The 25,850-nt window shown below is 55.4% G+C and carries 19 protein-coding genes; 9 read left to right on the top strand and 10 right to left on the bottom strand.

Features of this window, described 5'->3' with window-relative positions:
• Positions 1–97: 97 nt before the first annotated feature.
• A complete protein-coding gene (locus IV433_RS16740) occupies positions 98–913 on the bottom strand; it encodes a mannosyl-3-phosphoglycerate phosphatase-related protein (protein ID WP_195815094.1) in 816 nt (271 codons plus the stop codon).
• A gap of 213 nt (positions 914–1,126) precedes the next feature.
• On the opposite strand from IV433_RS16740, the gene smrA reads away from it, so the two are divergent.
• Both smrA and apbE read left to right on the top strand, forming a co-directional pair.
• The gene (gene smrA / locus IV433_RS16735; protein WP_195815095.1) at positions 1,127–1,693 is read left to right on the top strand and encodes a DNA endonuclease SmrA; all 567 of its coding nucleotides are present in this window, start codon (positions 1,127–1,129) and stop codon (positions 1,691–1,693) included.
• Positions 1,694–1,799: 106 nt separating this feature from the next.
• Positions 1,800–2,849: an FAD:protein FMN transferase ApbE gene (gene apbE, locus IV433_RS16730; RefSeq protein WP_195815096.1), complete on the top strand. Its 1,050-nt coding sequence runs from the start codon at positions 1,800–1,802 to the stop codon at positions 2,847–2,849.
• A gap of 5 nt (positions 2,850–2,854) precedes the next feature.
• On the opposite strand, the gene IV433_RS16725 is transcribed toward apbE, so the two are convergent.
• Positions 2,855–3,757: a LysR substrate-binding domain-containing protein gene (locus IV433_RS16725; protein ID WP_195815097.1), complete on the bottom strand. Its 903-nt coding sequence runs from the start codon at positions 3,755–3,757 to the stop codon at positions 2,855–2,857.
• Between the two features lie 122 nt (positions 3,758–3,879).
• On the opposite strand from IV433_RS16725, the gene IV433_RS16720 reads away from it, so the two are divergent.
• Positions 3,880–4,494 carry an FMN-dependent NADH-azoreductase gene (locus IV433_RS16720; protein ID WP_195815098.1) on the top strand — a complete coding sequence of 205 codons (615 nt, stop codon included), beginning with the start codon at positions 3,880–3,882 and terminating at the stop codon, positions 4,492–4,494.
• 15 nt (positions 4,495–4,509) lie between these two features.
• Here the strand turns inward: IV433_RS16720 and glgX are convergent, their stop codons facing one another.
• The gene (gene glgX, locus IV433_RS16715) at positions 4,510–6,792 is read right to left on the bottom strand and encodes a glycogen debranching protein GlgX (RefSeq protein ID WP_195815099.1); all 2,283 of its coding nucleotides are present in this window, start codon (positions 6,790–6,792) and stop codon (positions 4,510–4,512) included.
• A gap of 448 nt (positions 6,793–7,240) precedes the next feature.
• Between glgX and IV433_RS16710 the strand changes: the two genes are divergently transcribed.
• The 3 genes from IV433_RS16710 (at position 7,241) to cbl (ending at position 11,208) form a co-directional block, all read left to right on the top strand.
• Positions 7,241–8,911: a fibronectin type III domain-containing protein gene (locus tag IV433_RS16710; protein ID WP_195815100.1), complete on the top strand. Its 1,671-nt coding sequence runs from the start codon at positions 7,241–7,243 to the stop codon at positions 8,909–8,911.
• Between the two features lie 214 nt (positions 8,912–9,125).
• Positions 9,126–10,070: a 2-hydroxyacid dehydrogenase gene (locus IV433_RS16705; RefSeq protein WP_195815101.1), complete on the top strand. Its 945-nt coding sequence runs from the start codon at positions 9,126–9,128 to the stop codon at positions 10,068–10,070.
• A gap of 184 nt (positions 10,071–10,254) precedes the next feature.
• Complete coding sequence (gene cbl / locus IV433_RS16700; RefSeq protein WP_195815102.1) at positions 10,255–11,208, top strand: HTH-type transcriptional regulator Cbl; 954 nt, start codon at positions 10,255–10,257, stop codon at positions 11,206–11,208.
• An 856-nt stretch (positions 11,209–12,064) separates the two neighbouring features.
• Here cbl and IV433_RS16695 read toward each other — a convergent pair.
• Positions 12,065–14,008, bottom strand: coding sequence for an exoribonuclease II (locus tag IV433_RS16695; protein WP_195815103.1), 1,944 nt, complete (start codon positions 14,006–14,008; stop codon positions 12,065–12,067).
• A gap of 147 nt (positions 14,009–14,155) precedes the next feature.
• The gene (locus IV433_RS16690; RefSeq protein ID WP_195815104.1) at positions 14,156–16,462 is read right to left on the bottom strand and encodes an FdhF/YdeP family oxidoreductase; all 2,307 of its coding nucleotides are present in this window, start codon (positions 16,460–16,462) and stop codon (positions 14,156–14,158) included.
• A gap of 459 nt (positions 16,463–16,921) precedes the next feature.
• On the opposite strand from IV433_RS16690, the gene IV433_RS16685 reads away from it, so the two are divergent.
• Positions 16,922–18,091, top strand: coding sequence for a serine hydrolase (locus IV433_RS16685; RefSeq protein ID WP_152326259.1), 1,170 nt, complete (start codon positions 16,922–16,924; stop codon positions 18,089–18,091).
• 63 nt (positions 18,092–18,154) lie between these two features.
• Here the strand turns inward: IV433_RS16685 and IV433_RS16680 are convergent, their stop codons facing one another.
• From IV433_RS16680 to IV433_RS16660, 5 genes are all read right to left on the bottom strand, one after another.
• Positions 18,155–19,009, bottom strand: a complete 855-nt coding sequence (locus IV433_RS16680; protein WP_195815105.1) for a pirin family protein — start codon at positions 19,007–19,009, stop codon at positions 18,155–18,157.
• Between the two features lie 155 nt (positions 19,010–19,164).
• Positions 19,165–19,392 carry a hypothetical protein gene (locus IV433_RS16675; RefSeq protein ID WP_015697366.1) on the bottom strand — a complete coding sequence of 76 codons (228 nt, stop codon included), beginning with the start codon at positions 19,390–19,392 and terminating at the stop codon, positions 19,165–19,167.
• 208 nt (positions 19,393–19,600) lie between these two features.
• Positions 19,601–20,557 (bottom strand): ABC transporter substrate-binding protein, encoded by a 957-nt coding sequence (locus tag IV433_RS16670; protein ID WP_195815106.1) that lies wholly within the window; start codon positions 20,555–20,557, stop codon positions 19,601–19,603.
• Positions 20,558–20,566: 9 nt separating this feature from the next.
• Positions 20,567–21,664, bottom strand: coding sequence for an LLM class flavin-dependent oxidoreductase (locus IV433_RS16665; RefSeq protein WP_195815107.1), 1,098 nt, complete (start codon positions 21,662–21,664; stop codon positions 20,567–20,569).
• Between the two features lie 851 nt (positions 21,665–22,515).
• Positions 22,516–23,424 carry a LysR family transcriptional regulator gene (locus tag IV433_RS16660; protein ID WP_195815108.1) on the bottom strand — a complete coding sequence of 303 codons (909 nt, stop codon included), beginning with the start codon at positions 23,422–23,424 and terminating at the stop codon, positions 22,516–22,518.
• A 195-nt stretch (positions 23,425–23,619) separates the two neighbouring features.
• Between IV433_RS16660 and IV433_RS16655 the strand changes: the two genes are divergently transcribed.
• Both IV433_RS16655 and IV433_RS16650 read left to right on the top strand, forming a co-directional pair.
• A complete protein-coding gene (locus tag IV433_RS16655) occupies positions 23,620–24,225 on the top strand; it encodes a cysteine dioxygenase family protein (protein WP_195815109.1) in 606 nt (201 codons plus the stop codon).
• The gene (locus IV433_RS16650; protein WP_195815110.1) at positions 24,218–25,834 is read left to right on the top strand and encodes a rhodanese-like domain-containing protein; all 1,617 of its coding nucleotides are present in this window, start codon (positions 24,218–24,220) and stop codon (positions 25,832–25,834) included. The genes IV433_RS16655 and IV433_RS16650 overlap by 8 nt, the downstream gene beginning before the upstream one ends.
• The last annotated feature ends 16 nt before the right edge of the window (positions 25,835–25,850 follow it).

Here is a 25,850-nt window from a genome sequence, read left to right as displayed (position 1 = left end):
TAGATAAAATTATTGGAAGTCTTATCGGTAAAACAAAGAGCAATAAACAATGCAAAACCCGGCATTGAATAAACAACTTTCCCTTTAACGCCTCCCTTTAAGGAAGGGTAATAAAATGATTCAGCCCCTGGCTCCAGCCGTGTGGGCCAAACTCCGTGGTACGAAATACCTGTGAGCCGTTCCCGTCGTTCACCGGCATCTGATGCTCGTGATAGCCTTTAATCACCACGGCGTAATCCACGGTCTCCAGCATCGATAAATCGTTCGGGCCATCGCCCAGCCCGATACTGGCGACCGGCACGCCGCGCTGTTGCCGGTACAGTTGCGACAGCCATTGCACCGCCTGACCTTTTCCGGCGTCGGTACCCATGACATGCCAGAAGCGGCCGCCGCGCGTAAGCGCCAGACCTTCGCGGGACAGGCACTTTTTCAGATGTGCAAAATCCAGATCGTTACCAAACCACACCAGCGGTTCGGACGCTTCGCGCTGCATCGCCAGTTCAGCCTGTGCTTCAGGTAAGCCCGTCCAGACTGCGACCTGTTTTGGCGTGACGTCACCAAAGCCGCGAAACTCAAAATCATAACGCTGGCGCAAATCGACCAGCGCCTGACGGATATCGCTGTAACGGGCACCCATGACGTGAACCGGTTCCTGTTCCTGCGTTTGCCAGCCTGGCGGCAGGTGGATAATCGCCCCGTTTTCTGCAATAAAAGGCTGATGCGTTAAGTGCAGGGCTGTCTGTAATGCCGCGACCTCGTCGGAGGTTTTACTGGTGGTCAGAATTAACGGGACATTCGCGGCAGCCAGTTTATCCAGCCACGGCTGCGCGGGTTTCCAGCTGTAATCGTGATGGTCGAGCAGTGATCCATCCAGGTCTGTGAAAATAATTAAGGGATCATCAAGGTACGGCATCTTTTCTCCTCAATTTGACGGGATTACAGAATCGCATTGGTCGGAATGCTTTTCTGCCCCAGCTGCTAAGTATAGATTCAAAAATGACTTTTACCGGTTATCCGGCCATTTCAGAATTCTTTACCGGCGTTCATCAGACGGAACCCGGCTTTACCCGCAGGGCATTTGCAGGGATAATTTATCCCGGTCCCACCGCTGAAAAAGAGGTAAGAAATGAGCGATGATGATGATTTATTCAGTCAGGAAATGGCGGGAGTGCAGCCTCTGGCGTCGGATAAACGGGTGGTCTACCTCAGGAATTCAGTCACAGGGAACAAACCGGAAACCGGCGATGCCGCCGAAAAGCGTGAAAATCCGCTGACCACCGGTTTTCTGAATATCCAGCCGTGCGACGAGCCGCTGGAATACAAACACGACGGCGTACAGCAGGGCGTGCTCGACAAACTCCGGCAGGGGAAATATCCGCTGGAGGCCAGCCTGAACTTGCTGCGTAAACCGGTCGAACAGTGCCGACAGGAGCTTTTTGCTTTCTTCTGTCAGGCGCAGGTGGAGAATTTACGCACCCTGTTAATTATTCATGGCCGTGGCCGGGATGACGAAAGCCACGCCAATATCGTGCGCAGCTACGTCGCCAAGTGGCTGAAACAGCTTGATGACGTGCAGGCTTTCAGCGTGGCAATCCAGAAAGACGGCGGTGCGGGCGCCTGTTACGTTGCGCTGAAGAAAACAGCGCAGGCCAAACAGGAAAACTGGGAGCGCCACGCCAAGCGCAGCCGCTGACCCGAAACCTTTGACAGAAACTTTGTTGCGTCGTGGTTTAAGCGCGACCCCTTAATGTCCTGATACTTTTTCTGCCCGGCAACGGGCACTCAACTGAGCCATTTTCATGTTTTCAAAACCGGTTTATGTACGTTGCACACTGTTGCTGTGTGCGGTGAGTCTGCTGTCTGCCTGCGATGGTGGCGCATCTGATGCAAAAGATGCGCTGGTGATTGAAGGGAAAACCATGGGCACGTTTTACCGTGTCAGCCTGGCGGGAGTGGATAAAAACCGGGAAGCCGCGCTGCGTGAACAAATCGAAGCGCAGCTCAAAGAGGACGATCACGAGCTGTCGACCTACAAAGAAGACTCGGTTTTATCGCGTTTTAACCAGTATCAGGGCAACGTGCCGCAACCGGTCAGCACGGGAATGGCGGACGCCGTGGTGACGTCAATGCGCATTGGTCAGCTGACCGGCGGCGCGATGGACATTACCGTCGGACCGCTGGTGAATCTGTGGGGATTCGGCCCGGATAAACAGCCGGTGAAAATGCCGACGCCGGAACAGATTGCGGATGCCCGTCAGCGCACGGGTTTACAACATCTGAAAGTGATCCAGCAGAGCGACGGGCAATATCTGCAAAAAGATTTGCAGGGGATGTATGTCGATCTCTCGACCGTTGGCGAAGGTTACGCGACCGATCATCTGGCGCGCCTGATTGAAGGCAACGGTATCAGCAATTATCTGGTGTCGGTGGGCGGTGCAGTGGTTTCACGCGGACACAATCCGAAGGGTAATCCCTGGCAGGTGGCGATTCAGAAACCGACGGACAAAGAGACGGCAGTGCAGGCGATTGTCGATTTGCAGGGCATGGGGATCAGCACCTCCGGCAGCTACCGTAATTATTACGAGCTGAACGGCAAACGGTTGTCGCACATTATCGACCCGGCGACCGGTTCGCCGATCACCCATAAGCTGGTTTCTGCGACCGTGATTGCGCCGACCGCGCTGGAAGCGGATGGCTGGGACACCGGCCTGATGGTGCTGGGCACCCACAAAGCGCTGGCGCTGGCGGAGAAAGAACATCTGGCGGTGTATCTCATCACCAAAGAGGGCGACACATTCAAAACCTACATGTCGCCGCAGTTCAAAGCCTACCTGAAAGATCCGGAGTAACCGTTTTACAGCGTTCCGTGCAGTTTCCCGGCAAGAAAATCGAGAAACACGCGTAACGCCGGAGACTGACCTTTGTGGCTGGCATACAGCGCCGAAATCTCAGACGGCGGTGTTTGCCAGTCCGGCAGAAAATAGTGCAGCCTTCCCGACGCTAAATCCTCTTTGCACGCCGTTTCCGGCAGCAGTGCAACGCCCAATCCGTCCACTGCGGCCTGACGCAGCACCAGCAGATTATTGCTGATCATCTTCGGCGTTAATTCTACTTTGCGGGTACCGTCTTGCGGATGCGACAGTTCCCAGTGGCTCGCCGCCCACGGCGTTTTGCGCACCAACGTTGGCAGATAACTCAGCTGATCCGCGGAAGGAGCGGACGGCAGCGCCGCGATAAACTTCGGGCTGGCAACCAGCACGTAGCGAAGCAGGCCGAGCGCTTTACGGTACAAACCGGAATCATCGAGCGGCTCGCTGTGCGAATGCACGGTGACGTCGAAATTCTCCTCCAGCAAATCCACCGACCGGTTGATGGCCAGAAGCTCCAGTTGGATATCGGGAAACCGGGTAAGAAATTCCGTCATCAGCGGAGCGACCACCATTTCCGCCATCATCACCGGCGTACACACGCGCAGCAGCCCGCGCGGATTTTGCTGCAAATCGTCGATGACCTGCCGCGCCGCCTGGGCCTGTTGCAGTAATTTCTGGCATTCAACCGCGTAGCATTCACCCACGCTGGTGACTGAAAAGTGGCGCGACGTGCGTTGCAGCAAACGCACGCCGAGGCGGGTTTCCAGCGCGTCAATCCGGCGGCTGAGCAGGGATTTCGACACGCCCAGCGCGCGGCCTGCGGCGGTAAAACCCTGATGTTTCACTACGGCGGCAAACAGCGCCATGTCATTGAGATCTTCCGTCATCGGTGAAAGCTTCCGTCGTTGCATTAATGGGACGATGTGTTGCGATATTAGGTATTTTTCATCATTACAACAACGATTACCCTGTGTTCATGCAAACAAACTTATTGAAACAGGATAACCCGATGAAAATTTTACACCTCGATTCCAGCCCGTTTACCACGGGTTCTGTCTCCCGCGAGCTGTCTGCCATGATTGTCGCCGAACTTTGCGCACGTAATCCCGGCGCGGAAGTGACGTACCGCGATCTGGGCGTCACGCCTCCGCCTCATCTTTCTGCCGCCGCCATGAGCCTGCTGCACAACGCGCAGGACGAAGTGATTACACCGCAACTTCAGGCGGAACTGGACGGGATTTATCAGTCCATCGAAGAGCTGACGGCCTGCGACGTGCTGGTGATTGGCGCGCCGATGTATAACCACGCGGTCCCGAGCAACCTGAAGGCGTGGATCGACCAGGTCTGTCAGAAAGGGAAAACGTTCCGTTATACGCCACAAGGCGTCATCGGGCTGATCCCCGGCAAAACGGCGTTTATCGCCTCAACCCGTGGCGGCGTTTACAGCACGGAAGAGGGCAAATTGCATGATTTCCAGGAGCCGTATCTGGCCTCTATTCTGGAACTGATGGGCGTGTCGGATTGCCACATTATTCGTGCGGAAGGCGTGAGCCGTCAGGCCATCGGGCGCGAGAAAGGGCTGGCGCAAGGGCGAGAAACGCTGCTTCAGATTTTGAATGCCTGAAGCAGCGCTGCGGGTTTAGTGCTTGGCGGTGCTCACCAGTTCAAACAGCACGACGGTTCGTGACGTACAAATGTATTCGCGGCCAAACTCAAAGTTATGCTCATTCACATCATCGGGCTGGAAAGTATCAAGAATATGACGCCAGCCTTCGCCGTGCGCCACGGACGGGAGCGTGAATACGACATCTTTATGCGAGGCGTTAAACAGCAGCAACACCGTACTTAATGAGCCCTGACGCAGCAAACCGGTCGGCTGTGCGCGGCCATCAAGCAGCATCGCGATGCATTTTGCGTGCGGATCTTTCCACGCGGCATCGGTCATTTCCGGCCCTTGCGGCTGGAACCAGCTGACGTCTTTCACGCCGAGTTTTTCATGCACAGCGCCGGTCAGAAAGCGGCCACGATGCAGGATCGGAAAACGCTTGCGCAGGGCAATCAGCCGGTAAGTGAAGAGCAGTAATGACTGGCCTTTTTCCTCAATATTCCAGTTTACCCACGCGATATCGGTGTCCTGACAATAAGCATTGTTGTTGCCGTTTTGCGATCGCGCGAATTCATCACCGGCCAGCAGCATTGGCGTACCCTGCGAAAACAGCAGCGTCGCCAGCATATTGCGCATCTGCCGCAGCCGTAGTTCATTAATCGCCGGATCCTCCGCCGGGCCTTCCACGCCGTAGTTAGCCGAAATGTTGTTATCGCTGCCGTCTTTGCCGTTTTCGCCGTTGGCCTCGTTGTGCTTGTTCGCGTAGGACACCCAGTCGTTAAGCGTGAAACCGTCGTGCGCGGTAATAAAGTTCACCGACGCATAAGGTTTGCGCCCGCGGTGATTAAACAAATCTGCCGAGCCGGAAAGTCGGGTGGCAAACTGCGCGAGCTGGCCTTCGTCGCCGCGCCAGAATTTACGCACCGTGTCGCGGAACCGGTCATTCCACTCCATCCAGCCGGGCGGGAAGCCACCGACCTGATAGCCGCCGGGGCCGCAGTCCCAGGGTTCTGCAATCAGCTTACACTGGCTGAGTACCGGATCCTGGCGGCAGGTATCGAGGAAACCGCAGCCTTCGTCGAAACCGTAGCTTTCGCGCCCGAGAATGGTCGCCAGGTCAAAGCGGAAACCGTCAACCTGCATTTCGGTCGCCCAGTAGCGCAGTGAATCCGTCACCATTTGCAGCACACGCGGATGGCTGAGATTGAGCGTATTGCCGGTTCCCGTGTCATTGATGTAATAACGCTTATTGTCCGGCATCAGGCGGTAATAGCTGGCGTTATCGATGCCTTTGAACGAGAGCGTCGGGCCAAGTTCATTGCCTTCCGCCGTGTGGTTGTAAACCACGTCGAGAATGACCTCAATATTCGCCGCGTGCAGTGTGGCAATCATCTGCTTGAATTCATTCACGGTGTGCGTCGCCATATATTGCGGGTGCGGCGCGAAGAAACTCAGCGTGTTGTAACCCCAGAAATTATGCAGCCCTTTATCTTGCAAATGCCGGTCATCGGTGAACGCATGAATTGGCATCAGCTCAACCGACGTCACGCCGAGCGAACGGAGATATTCCACGATGTGCGGCGTACTCATTCCGGAGAATGTGCCGCGCAGATGTTCCGGCACCGCCGGATGGCGCATGGTATAACCGCGCACATGCGTTTCATAAATCAGCGTTTTTTCCCACGGGATATGGCGTTTGCGCGAGCGCGCCCAGGAAAATGCCGGATCGATAACCCGGCACTTTGGCAAAAATTCCGCACTGTCGCGGTTATCAATGTGCAGGTCTTTCTTCGCGCTTTGCATGTCATAAGCAAACAGCGCGTCGTCCCATTTCAGTTCGCCGACAATTTGCTTGGCATACGGATCGAGCAGTAATTTGGCCGGATTAAACCGGTGGCCGTCGTGCGGCGCATAAGGGCCGTGAACGCGGTACGCATAAAGCAGGCCGGGGCGGGCGTCCGGCAGATAGCCATGCCAGACCTCATCGGTGTATTCGGGCAGTTCAATCACGTCATACTGCTCACCGGCTTCATTAAACAGGCACAGTTCAACTTTTGTGGCGTTGGCGGAAAACAGCGCAAAGTTTACGCCCAGACCGTCCCAGGTTGCGCCGAGCGGGACGGGCAATCCTTCGCGCACGCGGGTGGTATGCCCGGAATCGAAGCTGCGGACAATTTCGCCGTCGCTGTAAGGATGAATGATGCGGACACCCAAACCGTCAACGGCGATATCAACCTGTGCATGAGATGGGACGGTGCGGACTTCGTCCGCCGTGGCTGTGGGCTGGGTGACTTTGCTGGATCGGGGTTTTGCCATGCGTTTCACACTCCTGAGCAGGTCAATCAAAATAAATTTTGAGAAAATTGAGCGGTAAAAATCCGCAGCTCGCAGGGCCGCTTGTCTGTTGCTATCAAATCAGTGTAGTTGCAGTTACGGTTTTTCCCCTGACACGGGGGAAATATCCGGCGAATCCGGGAGGTTCTGATGACAAGTCTGATGACAAAAAAGAGGCCGCTAACGCGCCCTCGCATAAATCAGCGGGATAAAAATATTCCTGATTGATAGGTTTTTATCCGTCACGCTGCGTCACAAATACGTCTCTTACTGACTGATAATAAATCCTTGATTCATCACGCGTTTTTTTGATGCAGTGTGATTTTCTCTTCTGAAATCGGGCTCCGATACTGGGTGCAGAGAAAACAGCGGCGCGCCGTCTGATTTCCGTTAATTCACTCACTTACATCAATCTTCGGAGTTACGATTCATGAGCACTACCAAACAAAAATATATGGTTTCCGCGGCATGGGAAAATGCTGACGACGTCTGGTCATCTTCCTGTTCTATCGACGTATTTAATTTCACTGATAAAGATCTGGAATCCGGCAAAGTCGAATTCACGCTGGATGCTTCCCAAAGCGCTTCTGCGAACATTAACTTCCAGTTCGAAACCTGGAGCAGCCCGATCAAAGGCACGCTGACTGACGATTGCAGCGTGATCCCGGCGGGCGGCAAGGGCACGTTTGCAATCATGGTCGGCAACAATAGCGGTGTGAGCATTGGTAATCTGCCGCACGGTTTTAAAGTCAACGGCGAAGCGGCCGGTCAGGTGGCGGATACGCAGGCACCGACCGTTCCAACTCAGGTGAAAGTCGTGGCGAGCGGCGCGGTCACGCTGACGCTGGGCTGGACGGCGTCCACCGATAACGTGATGGTCAGTGGCTACGAAGTCACGTATACCAACACCAAAACCAAAGCGGCCAAAACGCAAAAAACCACCAGCACCTCCGTGACGATGGTCGGGCTGACGTCGCAAACTGCCTACAGCGTTCAGGTTCGTGCTTACGATCTGGCTGGCAATTTCTCGGCGAAGTCCGCCGTACTTAATGTCACCACCGACAAAACGTTGCCGGATTCCGGTGATTACAGCTTTAACCACGCACCCTTTATGGATTTCACCGGCTGGCCGACACCGCGTCCGAGCGTATTCGGCAAGGAGTCTGGCCTGAAGGCGTACACGCTGGGCTTTATCACCGCTGCGGACATGAACGCAGGTAACGGCGCGCCGAATTATCGCCCTTGCTGGGGCGGGCTGGTGAGCATCACTGACGCCAACGTCGGCGATTACGGCGCGGAATTCACCGGGGATGCGACGGTCTCGGATTACGGCAAAGCCGATATCGCGGCATTCCGTGCAGCGGGCGGTGATGTGGCGATTTCCTTCGGCGGGGCGAACTCTAACTTCCTCGAAGAGCACATTACCGACGTGGGCGAACTGGCTGCGCTGTATCAGGGCGTGCTGGATAACTATGCGGTCAATCATATCGATTTCGATATCGAAGGCGGCGCATTGCAGCAGACCGAAATGCTCAGCCGTCTGCTGGCGACGATGGCCGTGGTGCAGAAAAACAATCCGTCACTGCAAATCGCCTTCACGCTGCCGGTTGATGGCCAGACTTCTGACGATTCTCAGGGGCTGACGTCTTTCGGTATTGATTTCGTGCGTATGGTGCATGACGCGGGCCTTTCACCGGCATTGTTCAACGCCATGTCGATGGACTTCGGTGACGTTGCGCCGCCGCCGGACATGTATACCGGTGTGGAAATGTCGATGCTGGCGATGCATCGTCAGATCAAAACTGTCTTCACCGAGTGGTCAGATGCCAAACTGTGGCGTCGTATCGGTTTCACGCCGATGTTTGGCATCAACGACACCGGCCCGAGCTTCACCACCGCTCATATGAAAAAACTGATCGACCTGGCGAAAAAATACAACTTCGGCACCATCTCCGGCTGGGATGCGACCCGTGATTACAATCAGGGGCTGGAAATGTGTCACACCAGCGATCACAACAACCTGTATCAGTGTACGTATGAAGGCATCGTGTCCTACGCCTACAGCAAAATTATCGCGACTTATCAGCATAAAGCGGTGTAATCCATCGCCTTAATTTTGTATTCATCATTTTGGCCGTCTTGTCTAAATTCGCCTGTGTGGGCCCCTCACACCGGCATTTTTTCGTCTGCATCATTCTGTAAAGCTTAACTTCTGTACATGGCGGCGGCATTCGCAGATATTCACTCTGACCCGCTGTTAACAAGGCGGGCGAGACACATTATTTGCCGTTGTTAAGCCTGAAACAGGAGTCCAAATGACCATCGCTTTGCTGAGCCACATCGAACTTGATGCGGGTTACCCTGAACGGTTTGAAGCTGCCGGATATTCCCTGCATTTCGCCACCACGCCGGAACAGCGCGCCAATATTGATCCGGACATCGCCCGATCTATCCGCGCCATTTTAACCATCGGCACCATTGGTGTGAGCGCGGCGGAAATCGCGGCATTGCCCGCGCTGGAAATCATCTGTGCGCAGGGCGTCGGCTTTGAACATATCGATGTGGTGGCGGCAAAACAGCGCGGCATTCTGGTCACACACGGGCCGGGCACCAACAGTTCTTCTGTTGCGGATCACACGCTGGCGCTGATGCTGGCAATCACGCGGCGGATCCCGCAGTTCGATGCTGCCGTGCGCGCCGGAGAATGGAAAAAAACGCGCTGGAACGTGGACGGCATGGCCGGTAAACGGCTGGGGATTATTGGTCTGGGCAACATCGGTGCGCTGATTGCCCGCCGCGCCGCCGGTGGCTTTGATATGGACGTGGGATATCACAACCGCCGTGCGCAGGAAAACAGCCCGTATCAGTATTTCCCAGGCGTCACAGAACTGGCCGCCTGGGCGGATTATTTGGTTGTCGCCACGCCCGGCGGTGCCCATACCACGCGGCTGGTGAATGCGCAGGTGCTGCAAGCGCTGGGAGAAAACGGTTATCTGATTAACATTTCGCGGGGCAGCGTGGTGGACAGTGACGCGCTGATTGCCAGTCTGCAACGCCGTGAAATCGCCGGAGCCGCGCTGGATGTGGTTGACGGAGAACCGAAAGTGCCGGCAGAAATGCTGACGCTGGATAATCTGGTGCTGACGCCGCATGTGGCCGGGCGGTCGCCGGAATCTGTCGAAAATATGATGACGCTGGTGCAGTCAAATCTGGATGCTTTTTTTTCAGGTCAGCCGGTCGTGACGCCGGTGCCTGAATAATCCGCCGGTTTATTTACCCGATAATGAGAGAAAACGCCGCCTGCCGGCGTTTTTTTATGGGCGCTGAAAATCCGGTGAGCAGGCTATAGTCGTAAAAAGCATAAGTAACCGCTTTTTCTTATTTGTCTGGCATAGCTACAGATCGTAACAATAGGGTTTTCAGGCAGAACAGAGGCAGACAGCGGTGAATTTTCAACAACTCAAAATTATACGTGAATCCGCGCGATGCAATTACAACCTGACCGAAGTCTCGAACATGTTGTTCACTTCGCAGTCAGGCGTCAGTCGTCATATTCGCGAGCTGGAAGATGAACTGGGCGTTGAGATTTTCATCCGTCGTGGCAAGCGTCTGCTGGGGCTGACAGAACCGGGCAAAGAGCTGCTGGCCGTGGCTGAGCGCATTCTCAACGAAGCGCAGAATATCCGCCGTCTGGCCGATGTATTTTCGAAAGAAGACGCGGGTGTACTGACCATCGCCACCACGCACACGCAGGCGCGTTACAGTCTGCCCAAAGTGATCAAAGCCTTCCGCGCGATTTATCCGGGCGTACGGCTGGAACTTCATCAGGGCTCGCCGCAGGAAGTGCTGGCGATGTTACTGAGCGGGCAGGCGGACGTGGCCATCGCCAGCGAAAAACTGATGAACGACCCGGCGGTGGCGGCGTTCCCGTATTACCGCTGGCATCACGCAATTGTAGTTCCGCAGGGCCATCCGCTGACGTTGCAGCACCCGGTCACGTTGCAGCATCTCAGCGAACAACCGCTGATCACTTATCGTCAGGGCATCACCGGGCGTTCCCGCCTGGATGAAGCCTTCAGCCGCGCGGCGCTCAGCGCGGATATCGTACTCAGCGCGCAGGATTCTGACGTGATTAAAACCTACGTCGAACTGGGATTAGGCGTGGGGATCCTGGCAGATAAAGCCTTTGAAGCCGCGCGAGATACCGGCCTTCAGCTGATTAACGCCGAGCATTTGTTCGAAGGCAACACCGTCTGGCTGGGGCTTAAAAAAGCGCAGTTGCAGAGAAACTACGTCTGGCGGTTTATCGAATTGTGTAATCCGGGGTTATCGGTGAATGAGATCAAGGAGAAGGTGTTTGCGGCAGGGGATGAGCCGGTGATTGACTATCAGATTTGATGGTATGAGGCGTCATACGGGCGCCTGGTAATTCAACTTTCAACTTTCAACTTTAAGACCTTGGGCTCGCCGCCCAAACTGGCCCAAAGGGCGCGTTAACGCGCGCGCCCTCTGGACACCCGCGCTTTTCAACTGCGCGCTGCCGCTGGCTGGCTATGTTTCAGCAACTCCGACTAGTGCCGCAAACGCCGCCGCTGCGCGGTACTTTCGCTTCGGGTTCGAACCTGCTCGGAAAAGACTCTCGCCGTTTCTCACCGCTCACTCCACGTCGTTTTGAAAGCGGCCAGGGGCTTTTAGTTCACAACCTTACTGCGGGTTGATTTTAATAAAATGAGTTGCCGTTTTCACAAAAGGTTAAGTAAGAAAACCCGCGATTTTTGAAAGCGGCCAGGGGCTTTTTAGTTCACAACCTCACTGCTAGTTGTTTTTAATAAAATGAGTTGCCGTTTTCACAAAAGGTTAAGTAAGAAAACTGAATGACTTTGAATTTAGATAATCCTCCAGCCGCTTTCAGAAAGCTTGCTGAATGAGTGTTTCGAGACCTTAGTCTCGAAGACCGAAATGAAGGTACCGCGCAGCGGCAAGTTTTCGCGGCAATAGCTGCGGCACATGAAACATAGCCAGCGAGCGGTAGCGCGGGTTGTAAAAAGACGCGGAGATTCCAAAGAGGGCTCGTCATAGCCCTCTTTGGTCGGTTTCGGCGCGGCGAGTTAAGTGAACACTGTTATTGAAAAACCGAAATTTTCCCGATCCCGAACCAGCTAATTCAAAGGCGCCCGCGCTCGCCCAAAGCGCATAAAAAAAAAGCCGATTCCTGAGAACCGGCTCTGATGCACATCAAACGACCATTCGTTCGCTAAGCTGCAGGCTTGGCAATCACATTGCGATTTTCCATCCGCACTTCGGCGATATTGACATCAATGATGTCACTCTGACGATAGGCGACTTCGCCTTTAATCAGCACGGTGCCGGTGTCAGCACTGCATACCAGCTCGTCGCGCACGCTGTGCAGGAACGGAGCAGGGATGAAGGCAACGGCGCCGATATCTTGCAGGCGGACGCGCAAACCACCGCGGGTCACGTCGATAATTTCAGCGCTGAATTTCACATCCGTGCCGACTTTGTCTTCCAGATAACGGGCGTACAGCCAGTCACCGACGTCGCGTTCGGCCATGCGGTTCGCCCGGCGACGTTCGGCCAGCTGAACGGTCATGTCGTCCTGAGGTTTCTCAGCAGACTGTTGCAGGATCATCGCTTTCAGCAGACGGTGGTTCACCATATCGCCGTATTTACGGATAGGGGATGTCCAGGTCGCATAAGCTTCCAGACCCAGACCGAAGTGCGGCCCCGGTGTGGTGCTGATTTCTGCAAAGGTCTGGAAACGACGGATACGGCTGTCAAGGAACTGTGTTGGCAGGGCATCCAGTTTGCGGCGCAGCGCGCAGAAACCTGGCAGAGTCAGCAGTTCCTGGGCGTTAGCTTCAACGTCATTGGCCGCAAGTACGGTAACCGCGTTTTCAACCAGCAACGGGTCGAAACCGGTATGCACGTTGTATACGCCGAAACCGAGGCTGTCGCGCAGTGCAATGGCTGCACAGACGTTAGCGGCGATCATGGATTCTTCAACAATGCGGTTCGCGATACGGCGGTGCTCGGCGATGATTTCCAGAACGTTGCCTTTTTCACCCAGAACGAAGCGGTAATCAGGACGGTCTTTAAATACCAGCGCGTGTTCGGTGCGCCATGCACTGCGCACATCGCAAACGCGTTTCAGCAGACGGATTTGATCAGCAATCACATCGCTGGCAGGTTGCCATGCGCTTTTCTCATCCGCTTCCAGCCAGTCGGACACATCGTCGTAGGCCAGTTTGGCTTTGGATTCGATGGTGGCGGCGAAGAAACGAATGTCGCTGCCCAGTGCGCCATCGGAGCCCAGCGTGACGGAGCAGGCGAGAACAGGGCGGCTGACGTCCGGCCACAGGGAACACACGTCATCGGACAATTCACGCGGCAGCATCGGGATGTTAAAGCCCGGCAGGTAGTTGGTGAATGCGCGTTTTTTGGCGATGTTATCAAGTTCGCTGCCTTCGGTGACGTACGCCGTCGGGTCAGCAATCGCGATAGTCATCAGCAGGGTGCCGTCGCCGTTGTCTTTCACATACAGCGCGTCATCCATGTCCTGCGTACTTCCGCTGTCGATGGTAACAAATGGCAGGGCAGTCAGGTCTTCGCGGGTCAGGCCTTCATCGCGAAGTTCAGCGATGTCAGATTTTGGCGCTTCACGTTCAAGATTATGACGGGCCAGCGTGACCCACCACGGCGCGAGATCGTCGGTGCCGGTGGTGATCCATTCGGTGATTTCAGCCTGGAAGCTGTGATCGCCTTCTTTCAGCGGGTGGCGGCGCATTTCGGCCACGCACCAGTCGCCGTCACTGACTTCGTGATTGATGTTGCGCGCAACGCGACACTGGATCGCATCACGTAATAAAGGATGGTCGGGGATGATAGAAAGACGGTCGTCTTTTTTCGTCACGCGGCCCACAAAACGGCTGAGGAAAGGTTCAACCAGTGTTTCCGGCTGGACGACTTCACGCTCTTTTTCGGTTTGCAGCGAGGCGATTACGCGGTCACCGTGCATGACTTTTTTCATGTACGGAGGCGGAATGAAATAGCTTTTTTGACCGTCTACTTCAAGAAAGCCAAAGCCTTTCTCAGTCCCTTTTACAATGCCTTCGACACGTGGAGTCTGAGAGTGAAGTTGCTGTTTTAGCTGCGCGAGCAGCGGGTTATCTTGAAACATATCGTCCAGAGAATTAGGGTTAATGTGGCTCGATTAGCGGCAGACAGTTTTACGCGATTCAGCCCCTGCGGGCAAGCGGCATCTGCCCCTTTTGCCTCATAACCCTGAAGCAAAAGGGGAGATTTACGGCGCATCCCGCAGAACGGGTTATGCGATACGTTGCAGGTCGACTTTTTGCTCGCAGCGACGGATGGTCACCGGAACGGCTTTGGAGGTTGGCGTGTGCGTCTGGTCACCAAAACTGGACATCGGCACCAGCGGGTTGGTTTCCGGGTAATAGGCGGCCAGATTGCCGCGCGGAATGTCGTAGCTGACCAGTTTAAACCCGGTCACCTTGCGCTCGATACCGTCGTTCCACAGGGTTTCGATTTCCACCAGTTCGCCGTCTTTCAGGCCTAAATCGGCCAGATCCTGCGGGTGAATGAACAGCACTTCGCGCTGGCCGTACACGCCGCGATAGCGGTCATCAAGGCCGTAAATTGTGGTGTTGTACTGGTCGTGAGAACGCAAGGTTTGCAGCGTAAACGGCGCATTCTGGTCGCCCATCGGGATCAGTACATCCGGCAACGGCGCGGCGCTGAAATTGGCTTTGCCGCTCAGGGTATTGAAGTTCAGCTCGGCTGCCGCATTCCCCAGATAGAAACCACCCTTGATATCACAGCGCGCGTTGAAATCCTTGAATCCTGGGATTGTCGCTTCGATATGGTCACGGATCAGGTTGTAATCGTCGGCCAGCGCCATCCAGTCCAGGTATTTGTCGCCCAGCACGGCGTTGGCGATACCGCAGACAATCGCGGTTTCTGAACGCTGTTCCTGAGACAACGGGATCCCCACGCCTTCTGACGCGTGCACCATGCTGAAAGAATCTTCCACGGTGATGAACTGCGAACCGGTCGCCTGCATATCCAGCTCGGTACGCCCAAGCGTTGGCAGGATCAGCGCTTCAGCGCCCGGCGTCAGGTGCGTGCGGTTCAGCTTGGTGCTGATTTGCACGGATAAATCCAGATTGCTCAGCGCCTGTTCGGTGCGCGGCGTGTCCGGCGCTGCTGCGGCCAGATTACCGCCGAGGCAAATCAGGACTTTGGCTTCATGACGCAGCATGGCTTCCAGCGCCTCCACGGTATTGTGGCCGGGAACGCGTGGCGGAGTGAATTTGAAGTGGCTTTCCATCGCATCAAGCAGGGCTTTCGGCGCTTTTTCGTCGATACCCATTGTGCGGTTGCCCTGCACATTACTGTGACCACGCACCGGACACAAACCGGCACCCGGTTTACCCAGCTGACCGAACAGCAGTTGCAGGTTGGTGATTTCACGCACGGTCGGCACGGAGTGTTTATGCTGCGTCACGCCCATCGCCCAGGTACAAATCACGCGTTCGGCATTCATATAAATCGCCGCGGCTTCGCGCAGGTCCTGCTCGCTCAGGCCGGACTGTTCAGTGATTTTGTCCCAGGGGGTCTCATCGACGATAGCCAGATACTCGTCCACACCGGCGCAGTTTGCCGCAATAAATTCTTCATCAAACAGGGAAGGCTGGCCGGACGCAATGCGCTCGCGGTGCGTCTGCAATAACGCTTTCACGATACCGCGCACGGCAGCCATGTCTCCGCCGAGATTCGGCTGGTAATAAGCAGAACTGATACGACCGGCTTTCGGTGTCACCACTTCCAGCGGTTTTTGCGGATCGGCAAAACGTTCCAGACCCCGTTCACGCAGGGTATTGAAGCTGACGACTTTAGCACCGCGGTCAGACGCATGACGCAGGCTGTGCAGCATGCGCGGATGGTTAGTGCCGGGGTTCTGGCCGAAGACGAAAATCGCATCCGCTTTTTCGAAATCATCCAGACGGATGGTGCCTTTACCGACGCCGATACTTTGCTTGAGGCCCACGCCGCTGGCTTCGTGACACATATTCGAGCAGTCAGGGAAATTGTTGGTGCCGAACATCCGCCCAAAGACCTGATAAAGGTAAGAGGCTTCGTTACTGGCGCGGCCGGAGGTGTAGAAATCTGCCTGATCCGGGCTTTCAAGGCCTTTAAGATGGCTGGCGATCAGCGAAAATGCGGCGTCCCAGCTGATCGGTTCGTAATGGTCGGTGGTGCGGTTATAGCGCATCGGGTGGGTCAGGCGACCCTGATATTCGAGGAAGTAATCGCTCTGCGCGCGCAGTTTGGTCACGCTGTGCTGGGCGAAAAATTCCGGCTCAACCGCTTTGCGGGTGGCTTCCCAGCTGACGGCTTTCGCGCCGTTTTCACAGAAACTGAACGTACTGTGGTTATCATCACCCCAGGCACAGCCCGGGCAGTCAAATCCGCGACCTTTGTTAACACGCATCAGGTTACGCAGATTGGAGAGGACTTTTTTACTGTCGAAGACGAAACGGGTGGTGGATTCCAGTGCACCCCAGCCACCGGCCGCGCCGTGGTAGGGTTTGATCTCAGTTTTAAATTTCATAGTTATGCTTCGCAGGTGGTTTTTGTCTGGTCTGTAAACAATCAGAACGGTGAGTTGTTAATCCGATTGTTAATTTTATGTCACAAGTTTAGGAGGGAGATGCAGCGGCGTCTAATCGAATGCCATGATGGTGTGATTAGATCTGTCTATTGCTTAAAAATCTCCACGAATAACGGATTTTTACCGGCAGAATGCGACGCGCGTTGTGATTTTCAGACTGAGTTAAAACAGCGGGTTGCGATAAGAAAGGGTGATGACGGCACCATGTGAGGTTTTTGGTCAAATTAAGGTCAAGATGTAACAGAACCGTTTCACTATGAAATGGTTAGCAAAAGACTAAGGGTTTTTCTGAGCGACGATTTAGGGCACCCTATGCGGCAAATAATATTCCGTATTTTTTTATCTGCTGGCAGGGTCGCATTCTGCGCCTGCCGGTAAGGCGCGTTTAAGGATGATTCAGTGAAACGTAGTGTAATTAGTGTCCTATCTTGTGTGTTGATGTTCTCCGCAGGCAGCGTTAAAGCTGTCGCTCCACTGGATTTTCCGGTAGTTCCGCCGAGCATTGATGCCGCGTCCTTCGTGCTGATGGATTACGCCAGCGGTGATGTACTGGCCGCCGGGAACCCGGACGACCGCCGCAACCCGGCAAGCCTGACCAAACTGATGACCGGTTATGTTATCGACCGCGCGCTGGACCACAAAAAAATCACCATGGACGATGTGGTGACCGTTCCTCAGGAAGCCTGGGTGGCCGGTAACAAGAGCCTCGAAGGTTCTTCCCTGATGTTCCTCAAACCGGGCGACCGCGTTTCCGTGCGTGACCTTATCCGCGGCATCATCATTACTTCCGGCAACGACGCGTGCGTGGCGATGGCGGATTACGTGGCCGGAAGCCAGGATTCGTTCGTCGGCATGATGAACCAGTACGTGGTCAGCATGGGCCTGACCAACACGCATTTCGAAACCGTACACGGTCTGGATGCGCCGGGGCAGTTCACCACCTCATACGATCTGGCAAAACTCTCCCGCGCCATTATCGGCGGCGAGCCAGAGGAATACCGTATGTATGCTGAGAAATCGCTGACATACGACAACATCACCCAGCAGAACCGCAACGGCCTGTTGTGGGATAAAAACCTGCAAGTCGATGGCCTGAAAACCGGTCACACCGAAAGCGCCGGTTTCAACATTATCGCGTCCGCCACGCAGGGCGATCGTCGTCTGATTGCTGTCGTCATGGGCGGGAAAAGTGCAAAAGGGCGCGAAGAACAGGCACGTAAACTGCTGACCTGGGGCTTCCGCGAATACACCAGCAAGCAGATTTTCAAGGCGAATCAGACCGTTTCCAGCGAGCACGTCTGGTTCGGTGCGAATCCTCAGGTGAAAGTCGGTTCCCTGAGCGATGTGTTCATCAGCGTTCCGCAGTCTGACGCCGATAAACTGAAAGCGCAGTACGTGCTGACCAATCCGCAGATTGATGCGCCACTGAAAAAAGGCCAGGAACTGGGCAGCATTAATATCGTGGATAACGGTAAAGTCATCAAAACCGTGCCGCTGGTGGCGCTGGAAGACGTGGCGCAGGGCGGGATTATCAGCCGTGCGATTGACTACGTGAAACTGAAAATCTAAGACGAATTCTCATCATGCATAAAGGCGCCCGTGTGGCGCCTTTATTATGTCAACACTGTCAGATTACAGCTTCACATCAAACTTTCCGGCCTGATAATCCAGAATGGCCTGATTAATTTCCTGCACCGTATTCATCACAAACGGGCCGTGAGAAACCACCGGTTCATTGATTTTGTCAGCGTGTCCGAACAGGAACGTGGTGTCGTCGGTTGCGGTTATCGTTACGCGGTCATCGCTGTTATCCAGCTCAATCAGATGCCAGGCCTGTGCCGGAATATCATCGATTTTCAGCCGTCCTTTCACCGTATACAGGAAGACCTGCCGTGCCGCCGGCGCATGTAAGGTGACTTCGCTGCCCGCGCTCATCTGAACGGTCATCAGGGTGACATCGGTCAGGGATTTTATCGGGCCGGTGACGCCTGCCACGCTGCCGGAGATCAGGCTGATCGCGCCGTGTCCTTTGCTCAGCAGAATTTGCGGGATGTCTTGCGCCTGCAAACCGACATAACCCGGAGGCGTCATTTTCAGCCGCGACGGTAAATTCACCCAAAGTTGCAGAATCTCCAGTTCACCGCCGTGGCGTTTGAACGCTTCCGGTGAAAGTTCAGAGTGAATCAGGCCCGAACCGGCCGTCATCCACTGCACGCCGCCGGTACCGATAACACTTTCATGGCCGCCGGTGTCGCTGTGTGCCAGTTCGCCGCGCAGGATAAACGTGACGGTTTCAAACCCGCGATGCGGGTGAGGGCCGAAGGGTAAACCGAGGTTATCCGGTGCATAAACCTGCGGGCCGTGATGATTGAGAAACAGGAAAGGGTCGAGCTGCTCGAGTTCCGGCCCCGGAACCGGACGGCGGGTTTGCAGATCGCGGATATCATCACGACTGGCTTTGTATTGCTTAACAATTTTTCGGGTCATGGCGGGGTTTCCGTTAAAACACTGGATAATAACGAAGACTAGCGGGTTCAGCGGAGGTTGTCACAGCAGATTGTTAACAAGGTGTAATTTACGCTGAAACGGTAAACAAAACGCGGGCGGCTGGCTCACAACCGCCCGGAAACGCAGTCCTGATGTCAGAAAACTTTCGACGAGAAATCCGTTTTCACTTCGCTTTCGATGTAGGTATTCAGCCCCCAACCGGCGCGGGCGAGTTCTTTCATTTTTTCGAGATGTTCCGGGCCGGGATGACGGATATCGTAGAGATAAACGTGATTGTTTTTGAATCGGACTTTGATCGAGTTGGCATCAATCTGGAAGCTGACAACCTGTGAATCACCACTTTTGTTCGCGTAATTTTCCATGCTGCATCCTGTTAGCTGAGCCTGATGACGGGCGACGTCTTCTATTAACCACGTCTGAAATTTCCGTACAGGGCGGCAGTTCACAGTTTACGAAACACAGGGAAAACACGGCTTATCAGTGTGTTATAGCGCACAAAGAGAGCAGGCAAAAAGGTAAACACCGGCACTGAGCCGGTGTTTATGAAGGTGCGGCAGAAACCGCGTGACGTTATTTCAGCAGGAAAGAATGGTCAAAGGTGCCGGTGACATTCAGCGCGACCGGCAACAGACCCTGCGCATGATAGAAATCGGCAGTCTGCTGTTGCTGTGTTTGCGTAGCTGCGTCGATGGGTTGCCAGTAGGATTTACGGCGTTCAAACGACAACTTGGCCGCGTCCAGCGGGAAGCCAATAATCTTCGCCAGCTTTTCGCTGTAGGCATCCAGATTTTTATACGCCCAGATCTGCGCGTCGCTCAGCCGTTGCAGGTAATCCGCAATCGCCTGACGTTTACCCTGATCTTTAAGCGCCGTGTCAGTCGCTGCAAGGAAGCTATTCCCCGACCACAAACCGCGCCCGTTCACCAGCACACGCAGATGATCCTGCGTTTCAGCAAACGCGGTGTAGGGTTCCCACGTCGCCCACACATCTACGGAACCCTGCGTCAGCGCCAGTTTGGCATCGCTCGGCGGGAGAAAACGGAACGTGACATCTTTGGCGCTCAGCCCGGCGGAGGCCAGCGCTTTCAGCGCCACGAAATGTCCGATAGAACCGCGGTTGGTGGCGATGCTTTTACCTTTCAAATCCGCCGCCGATTTAATCGGGCTGTCGGCTTTCACCAGCAACGCGGTGCCGTAAGCGTCAGATTTGTCGACGGCGATGGCTTTCACCTGCGCGCCCGCCGCTTCGGCAAACAGCAGCGGCGCATCGCCAATAATGCCGACATCCACGGCCTGGGCATTCAGGGCTTCCGCCAGCGGGGCGGCGGCGGGGAATTCTGACCATTCAATTTTGTAGGGCAGATTGTCCAGTTTATTCGCCGCTTCCAGCTGTGCCCGCATATTTCCTTTCTGGTCGGCAACGCGCAGGGTGACCTGTTCGGCGAAGGCAGACGATACGCCGCCGACCAAAGACATCATTAACAGCAGATTTTTCAGAGTATGTAATGTATTGACAGAAACTCGCATCGGGATCCCTTAAACCAGCGTAGGCTGGGTGGTCGGACGGACAGCCTGACGTGCGGCGATTTTCGCACGGGTCAGGGGAATCAGGCTTTTGCCATACTCAACGGCGTCGTTAAGCGGGTCAAAGCCACGGATCAGGAAAGTGGTAATGCCCAGATCGTAATATTTCAGCAGGGCGTCAGACACCTGTTCGGGCGTACCGACCAGCGCGGTCGAGTTTGATCCGCCGCCAATCAGCCCGGCGATACCGGTCCACAGGCAGGAATCCAGACGATCGCCCTGCGCCACGGCATTCAGCAACCGCTGTGCGCCAACGCTTTGCGGTTTCGGTGCCAGCGCCGTCCCTTTTTCCACCTGCTGCGCGGTGGCTTTCGCCAGAATTTCATCCGCCTTTGCCCAGGCTTCTTCTTCGGTATTGCCCAGAATCGGGCGGAAAGAAATGCTGAAATCAATCTCACGCTGATGTCTGGCCGCAGAGGCTTTCACCGCCTCAACGGTTTCCCTGGCGCTTTCCAGCGGTTCGCCCCACAGCGCAAAAACGTCAGCCTGTTTACCGGCTACGCGGATGGCGTCGTCAGACGAACCGCCGAAGAAGACCGGTAAGCGTTTCTGGAAAGGTTTGATGGCGGAGAAGGCGTTTTCCGCCTGGTAAAACTCGCCCTGGTGGTTGTAGCCTTTTTCCGAATACCAGCTCTGTTTCAGCACATCGATATATTCGTCGGTGCGGCGGTAGCGGGAATCTTTCGGCTCGAAATCGCCGTCACGCTTTTGCTCAGCATCGCTGCCGCCGCTGATGATGTGTACCGCCAGACGGCCATCGAGCAGATGATCGAGCGTCGCCAGTTTACGGGCCGCCAGCGTCGGCGCGACAAAACCGGGACGATGCGCCAGCAGGAAATGAATGCGCGAAGTGCTGGCACCGGCATGGGCGGTCACCAGAAATGCGTCGGGCTGGTCAGAAGCGTATGCCACCAGAATGCGGTCAAAACCGGCGTTTTCATGGGCACGGGCGAAATCCGCGATGTATTGCTTATCAAAAATCGGTCCGGTCGGCGGGATGATTTCAGATGCCAGACGATGGCCGATCATACCAATAAATTGCACGCTCACAGGCTGTCACTCCTCAGGTCAGAGGCCAGCGGGATTGTGGCTGCGCTGGCAGGAGTTATCACCATAAACGGGATGGTACTATGTTAAAAATTAATTATATGGATAAGCTAATATAAAAAATGTGCATTGTATGGGGGCAGAGTTTAGCTGTGGGCATGGGGCAAGACCTTGGGGTGGCCCCAAACTGGCTTTAAGCCAAAATCAAGACCTTGGGTTGCCACCCAAACAGGCAAAACCTTGGGCTCGCCGCCCAAACTGGCCCAAAGGGCGCGTTAACGCGCGCGCCCTCTGGACACCCGCGCTTTTTAACTGCGCGCTATCGCTTGTAAAGTATGTTTCAGGTACGGCAGTTATTGCCGCAAACGTCGCCGCTGCGCGGTCCTCTCATTTTGGATTCGAACCAGCTCGAAAAAAGACTCTCGCTGTTTCTCATCACTCATTCGACGCCGTTTTGAAAGCGGCCAGAGACTTTCTAATTCGAAACCTAACTATTTCCGAACTAAGAAATGCAGTGCAAACTTCTATTTTTGAAAGCTTCTGGCCGCTTTCAAAAATCACGCCGTAGGAGTGGTGGAAAACCGAGCGTGTTTTTGCGAGGTTTGTAACCCGAACGAAGGGAACCGCGCAGCGGCAAGTTTTCGCGGCAATAGCTGTGGCTGCTGAAACATAGCCAGCGAGCGGCAGCGCGCAGTTTAAGAGCCCGGGATTTTCAAGGGTTGCGGCGATAGGCGCCCCTTGAAGCCGGTTTGGGTGGCAACCCAAGGTCTTGATTTTGGCTTAAGACCGGTTTGGGCGGCGAGCCCAAGGTCTTGATTTTGACTTAAGGCCAGTTTGACAGCCCCCCAAAGGTTTTAGCCCGTTTGGCTGGCAACCCCAAGATCCAGCCCCTCGGCTACCGCCGCTGCAAACGCGTCAATCGCCGGAACCTGACTCGCCGGGACATTCGGATACACCAGCCATAGCTGGCTTCGCGGGGCGAAATCTTTCAGGGCGTAAATCTCAAGCTCATCGCGCAGAGGGTGGCGTTCGACCAGCGGTTTAGGCATCAGGCCGAGCCCGCGGCCTTCGGCGATCAGCGATAACTGGAGCGTGGTGCCAAAGGCTTCGAGATTGATGAGCAGCGGCAAACCCTGCTCGGTCAGTGCGCGTTGCAGGGCGGCGCGAAAACCGCAGCCTTCGGGATTGAGGATCCAGCCGCGCTGATAACAATCTTCCAGCCGCTGCGGCAGGGTGCCGGTGGTTTTCGGGCCGACAACCACCAGGTCAACCGCGCCGAGTGGCTGGTTTTCCACGCCCTCGGGGAATTGCTTACTGGCCGGAAACAGCACCACGGCGGCTTCCAGTTCCTGACGCTGAATGCGTAACAACAATTCTTCTCCCCAGCCGCTGGAGAGACGAGGCTGAATCTCCGGGAACTGCGCGGAGAGGCTTTTCAGCGCGGGAAGCAGGCTGCCTTCGCTCAGGCTTTGTGGCACTGCCAGACGTAACAGGCCGGAAGGCGGGCTGTCGGCGGCGACCAGATCACTGAGCGCATCCACTTCACGCAGAATATGACGGCACTGCTGATAAACGCGGTTGCCCATCAGCGTCGGTTTCAGGGGTTTGGTCTGGCGATTTAACAGCGGAATACCCAGCGACTCTTCGAAATTCTGCACCCGGCGGGTAATTGCCGGCTGCGTCAGCCCCAGCTCATCAGCCGCAAGTCGCGTTGACTGCAACCGGATAACCGCCACAAAAGCGGTCAAATCTTCAATTTTCATCGGGACCCAATATCGGAAAGTAAACGTTATGCGTCTCCACAGGATAAAACAATTCAACCGGTGACGCTGGATCCCACCGCACATTTTTATGTGTGAATTGCATATTAGCTTATCCATAAAATGAATTTTGCTTGAGTTTGACCGGTGCTAGCCTGAAGGAAATCAGAATCGCTTACAGAAGAAAGAGGTGAAGGTATGGCGGCTTTACAGGTGGCACCGCTGCGGCAGTTTCTGGCGGATTTTACCCGGCTGGTGCAGGAGCCTCACGGGCAGACCGAATTACTGGCGCAGGGCAGTACGTTGCTGGAAAAGCTCGTCAGCACGGATAACTGGCTGCCGGAGGACACTGCGCAACCGCACGCTGAGCATTATCAGCAATACCTGTTGTATGCCGATCCGCTTTCACGTTTTTCTGTCGTCAGTTTTGTCTGGGGACCGGGGCAGAAAACGCCGGTACACGATCACCGCGTCTGGGGGCTGATTGGCATGCTGCGCGGCGGGGAAACCAGCCAGAATTATGTCCGCCACAGTGACGGCAGTTTGCATCCGGAAGGCGCTGCCGTGACGTTACAGCCAGGCGATGTGGAAAAAATCGTGCCGGATTTACTCGATATCCATCAGGTCAGCAACCTGCATGACGACCGGGTTTCAGTCAGCATTCACGTCTACGGCGGCAATATCGGCGCGGTGTCGCGGGCGGTTTATCTGCCGGACGGCACCGAAAAAACCTTCATCTCCGGTTATTCCAATTCGCACATTCCCAATATCTGGGATCTGTCAAAAGAGAACACTCATGTCTGAATCTCATCCGTTACCTCTGCGTCATTTTTCACAACTGCATCAGGCCCTGCGTGACGGGCAGGAAGTGGCTCTGGTTGATCTGCGTGAAGAAGGGGCGTTTGCCACCGGGCATCCGCTGTTTGCCGCCAATCTGGCGTTGTCCAAACTGGAACTGGAAGTGCAGGACCGCATTCCTAACCGGCAGACCGCCATCACGCTCTATGATAACGGTGAGTTTTATGACGAACGCCGCGGCGAACGCAAAACCACGCGCGCGGCGGCATTGCTGAAATCGCTGGGTTACCGGGATATCGCGCTGCTGGCGGGGGATCTGGCTGGCTGGAAAGAAGCGGGCGGTGAGATTTTTATTGATGTGAATGCGCCAGGTAAGGCATTTGGTGAATGGGTTGAACATCATTATAAAACTCCGTCTCTGACGGCTAATGAAGTTCAGGCGTTACAGGAAAAGGGCGCGAATGTGGCGGTGCTGGATGTGCGCCGGTTCGATGAGTTTCAGACGATGAGTATTCCGGGTGGCGTGAGCGTGCCGGGCGGAGAACTGGCGCTGCGTTTACGCGACGTGGTGCCTGATAAAAAAACGCAAATCATCGTCAACTGCGCCGGTCGTACCCGCAGCATTATCGGTACGCAATCGCTGATCAATGCCGGATTCACGCAGCCGGTTGCGGCATTGCGTAACGGCACCATTGGCTGGACGCTGGCGGGGAAAACGCTGGCGCATCAGGAACATGCTCATTATCCGGCGCTGAGCGAAGATTCCCGTCGCATTGCCCTGAAAGGCGCGCAGGCGCTGGCAATTCGTGCGGGCGTACGCTCGGTGACATTGTCACAAATCCATGAATGGCAGCAGGATCCGCAACGGACGTTGTATCTGTTTGATGTCCGCACGGCGGAAGAATACCGTGCCGGGCATCTCACCGGTGCGCGGCATGTTCCGGGCGGCCAGCTGATTCAGGAAACCGATCATTATGCGACGGTGCGCGGCGCGCGCGTCGTTCTGGCCGACAGCGACGGCGTGCGTGCCCGGATGGCAGCTTCCTGGCTGGCGCAGATGAACTGGGAAGTGTACGTCGCGGAATTCAAAGAAGAAGATTTCGCGGAACAGGGCGACTGGAAAGCACAGGTCGCGCCTGCGCCTGCTGTGGAATCCGTCACGCCGGAACAGCTGCAACACTGGCTGGCAGAAGGCAGCACGGGCGTGATTGATCTCACCACCAGCGCGAATTTCCGCAATCGCCGCATTCCCGGCGCAGTCTGGACGACGCGGGGCAATATTCCGCAGGTCATTGCCGCACAGCCGGAGAAAACGCGCTGGGTCGTGACCTGCACCAGCGGTTTGCTGGCGCGTTACGCTGTCACGGAGGTCACGGCGCTGACCGGTAAAGAGACGTATTTGCTGGAAAAGGGCACGGTCGGCTGGATTAACGCCGGAGAATCACTGGAGCGCGGCGAGTCGGTATATCTGGAGAACGCGCAAGATCGCTATCAGCGTCCGTATGAAGGCACGGCGGTGAGCGCGCAGGCGATGCAGGATTATCTGGACTGGGAATACGGTCTGGTGGCGCAGCTGGAAAAAGACGGGAGCCACGGCTTTAAGTTGCTGAAGTAAAATCGGTTAACGCGAT

This window comes from Rahnella laticis (assembly GCF_015644585.1).
In the GTDB taxonomy this organism is placed as follows: domain Bacteria; phylum Pseudomonadota; class Gammaproteobacteria; order Enterobacterales; family Enterobacteriaceae; genus Rahnella; species Rahnella laticis.
Note: the sequence above shows the minus strand (reverse complement) of the source record. Positions and strands in the feature narration are given on the sequence as shown.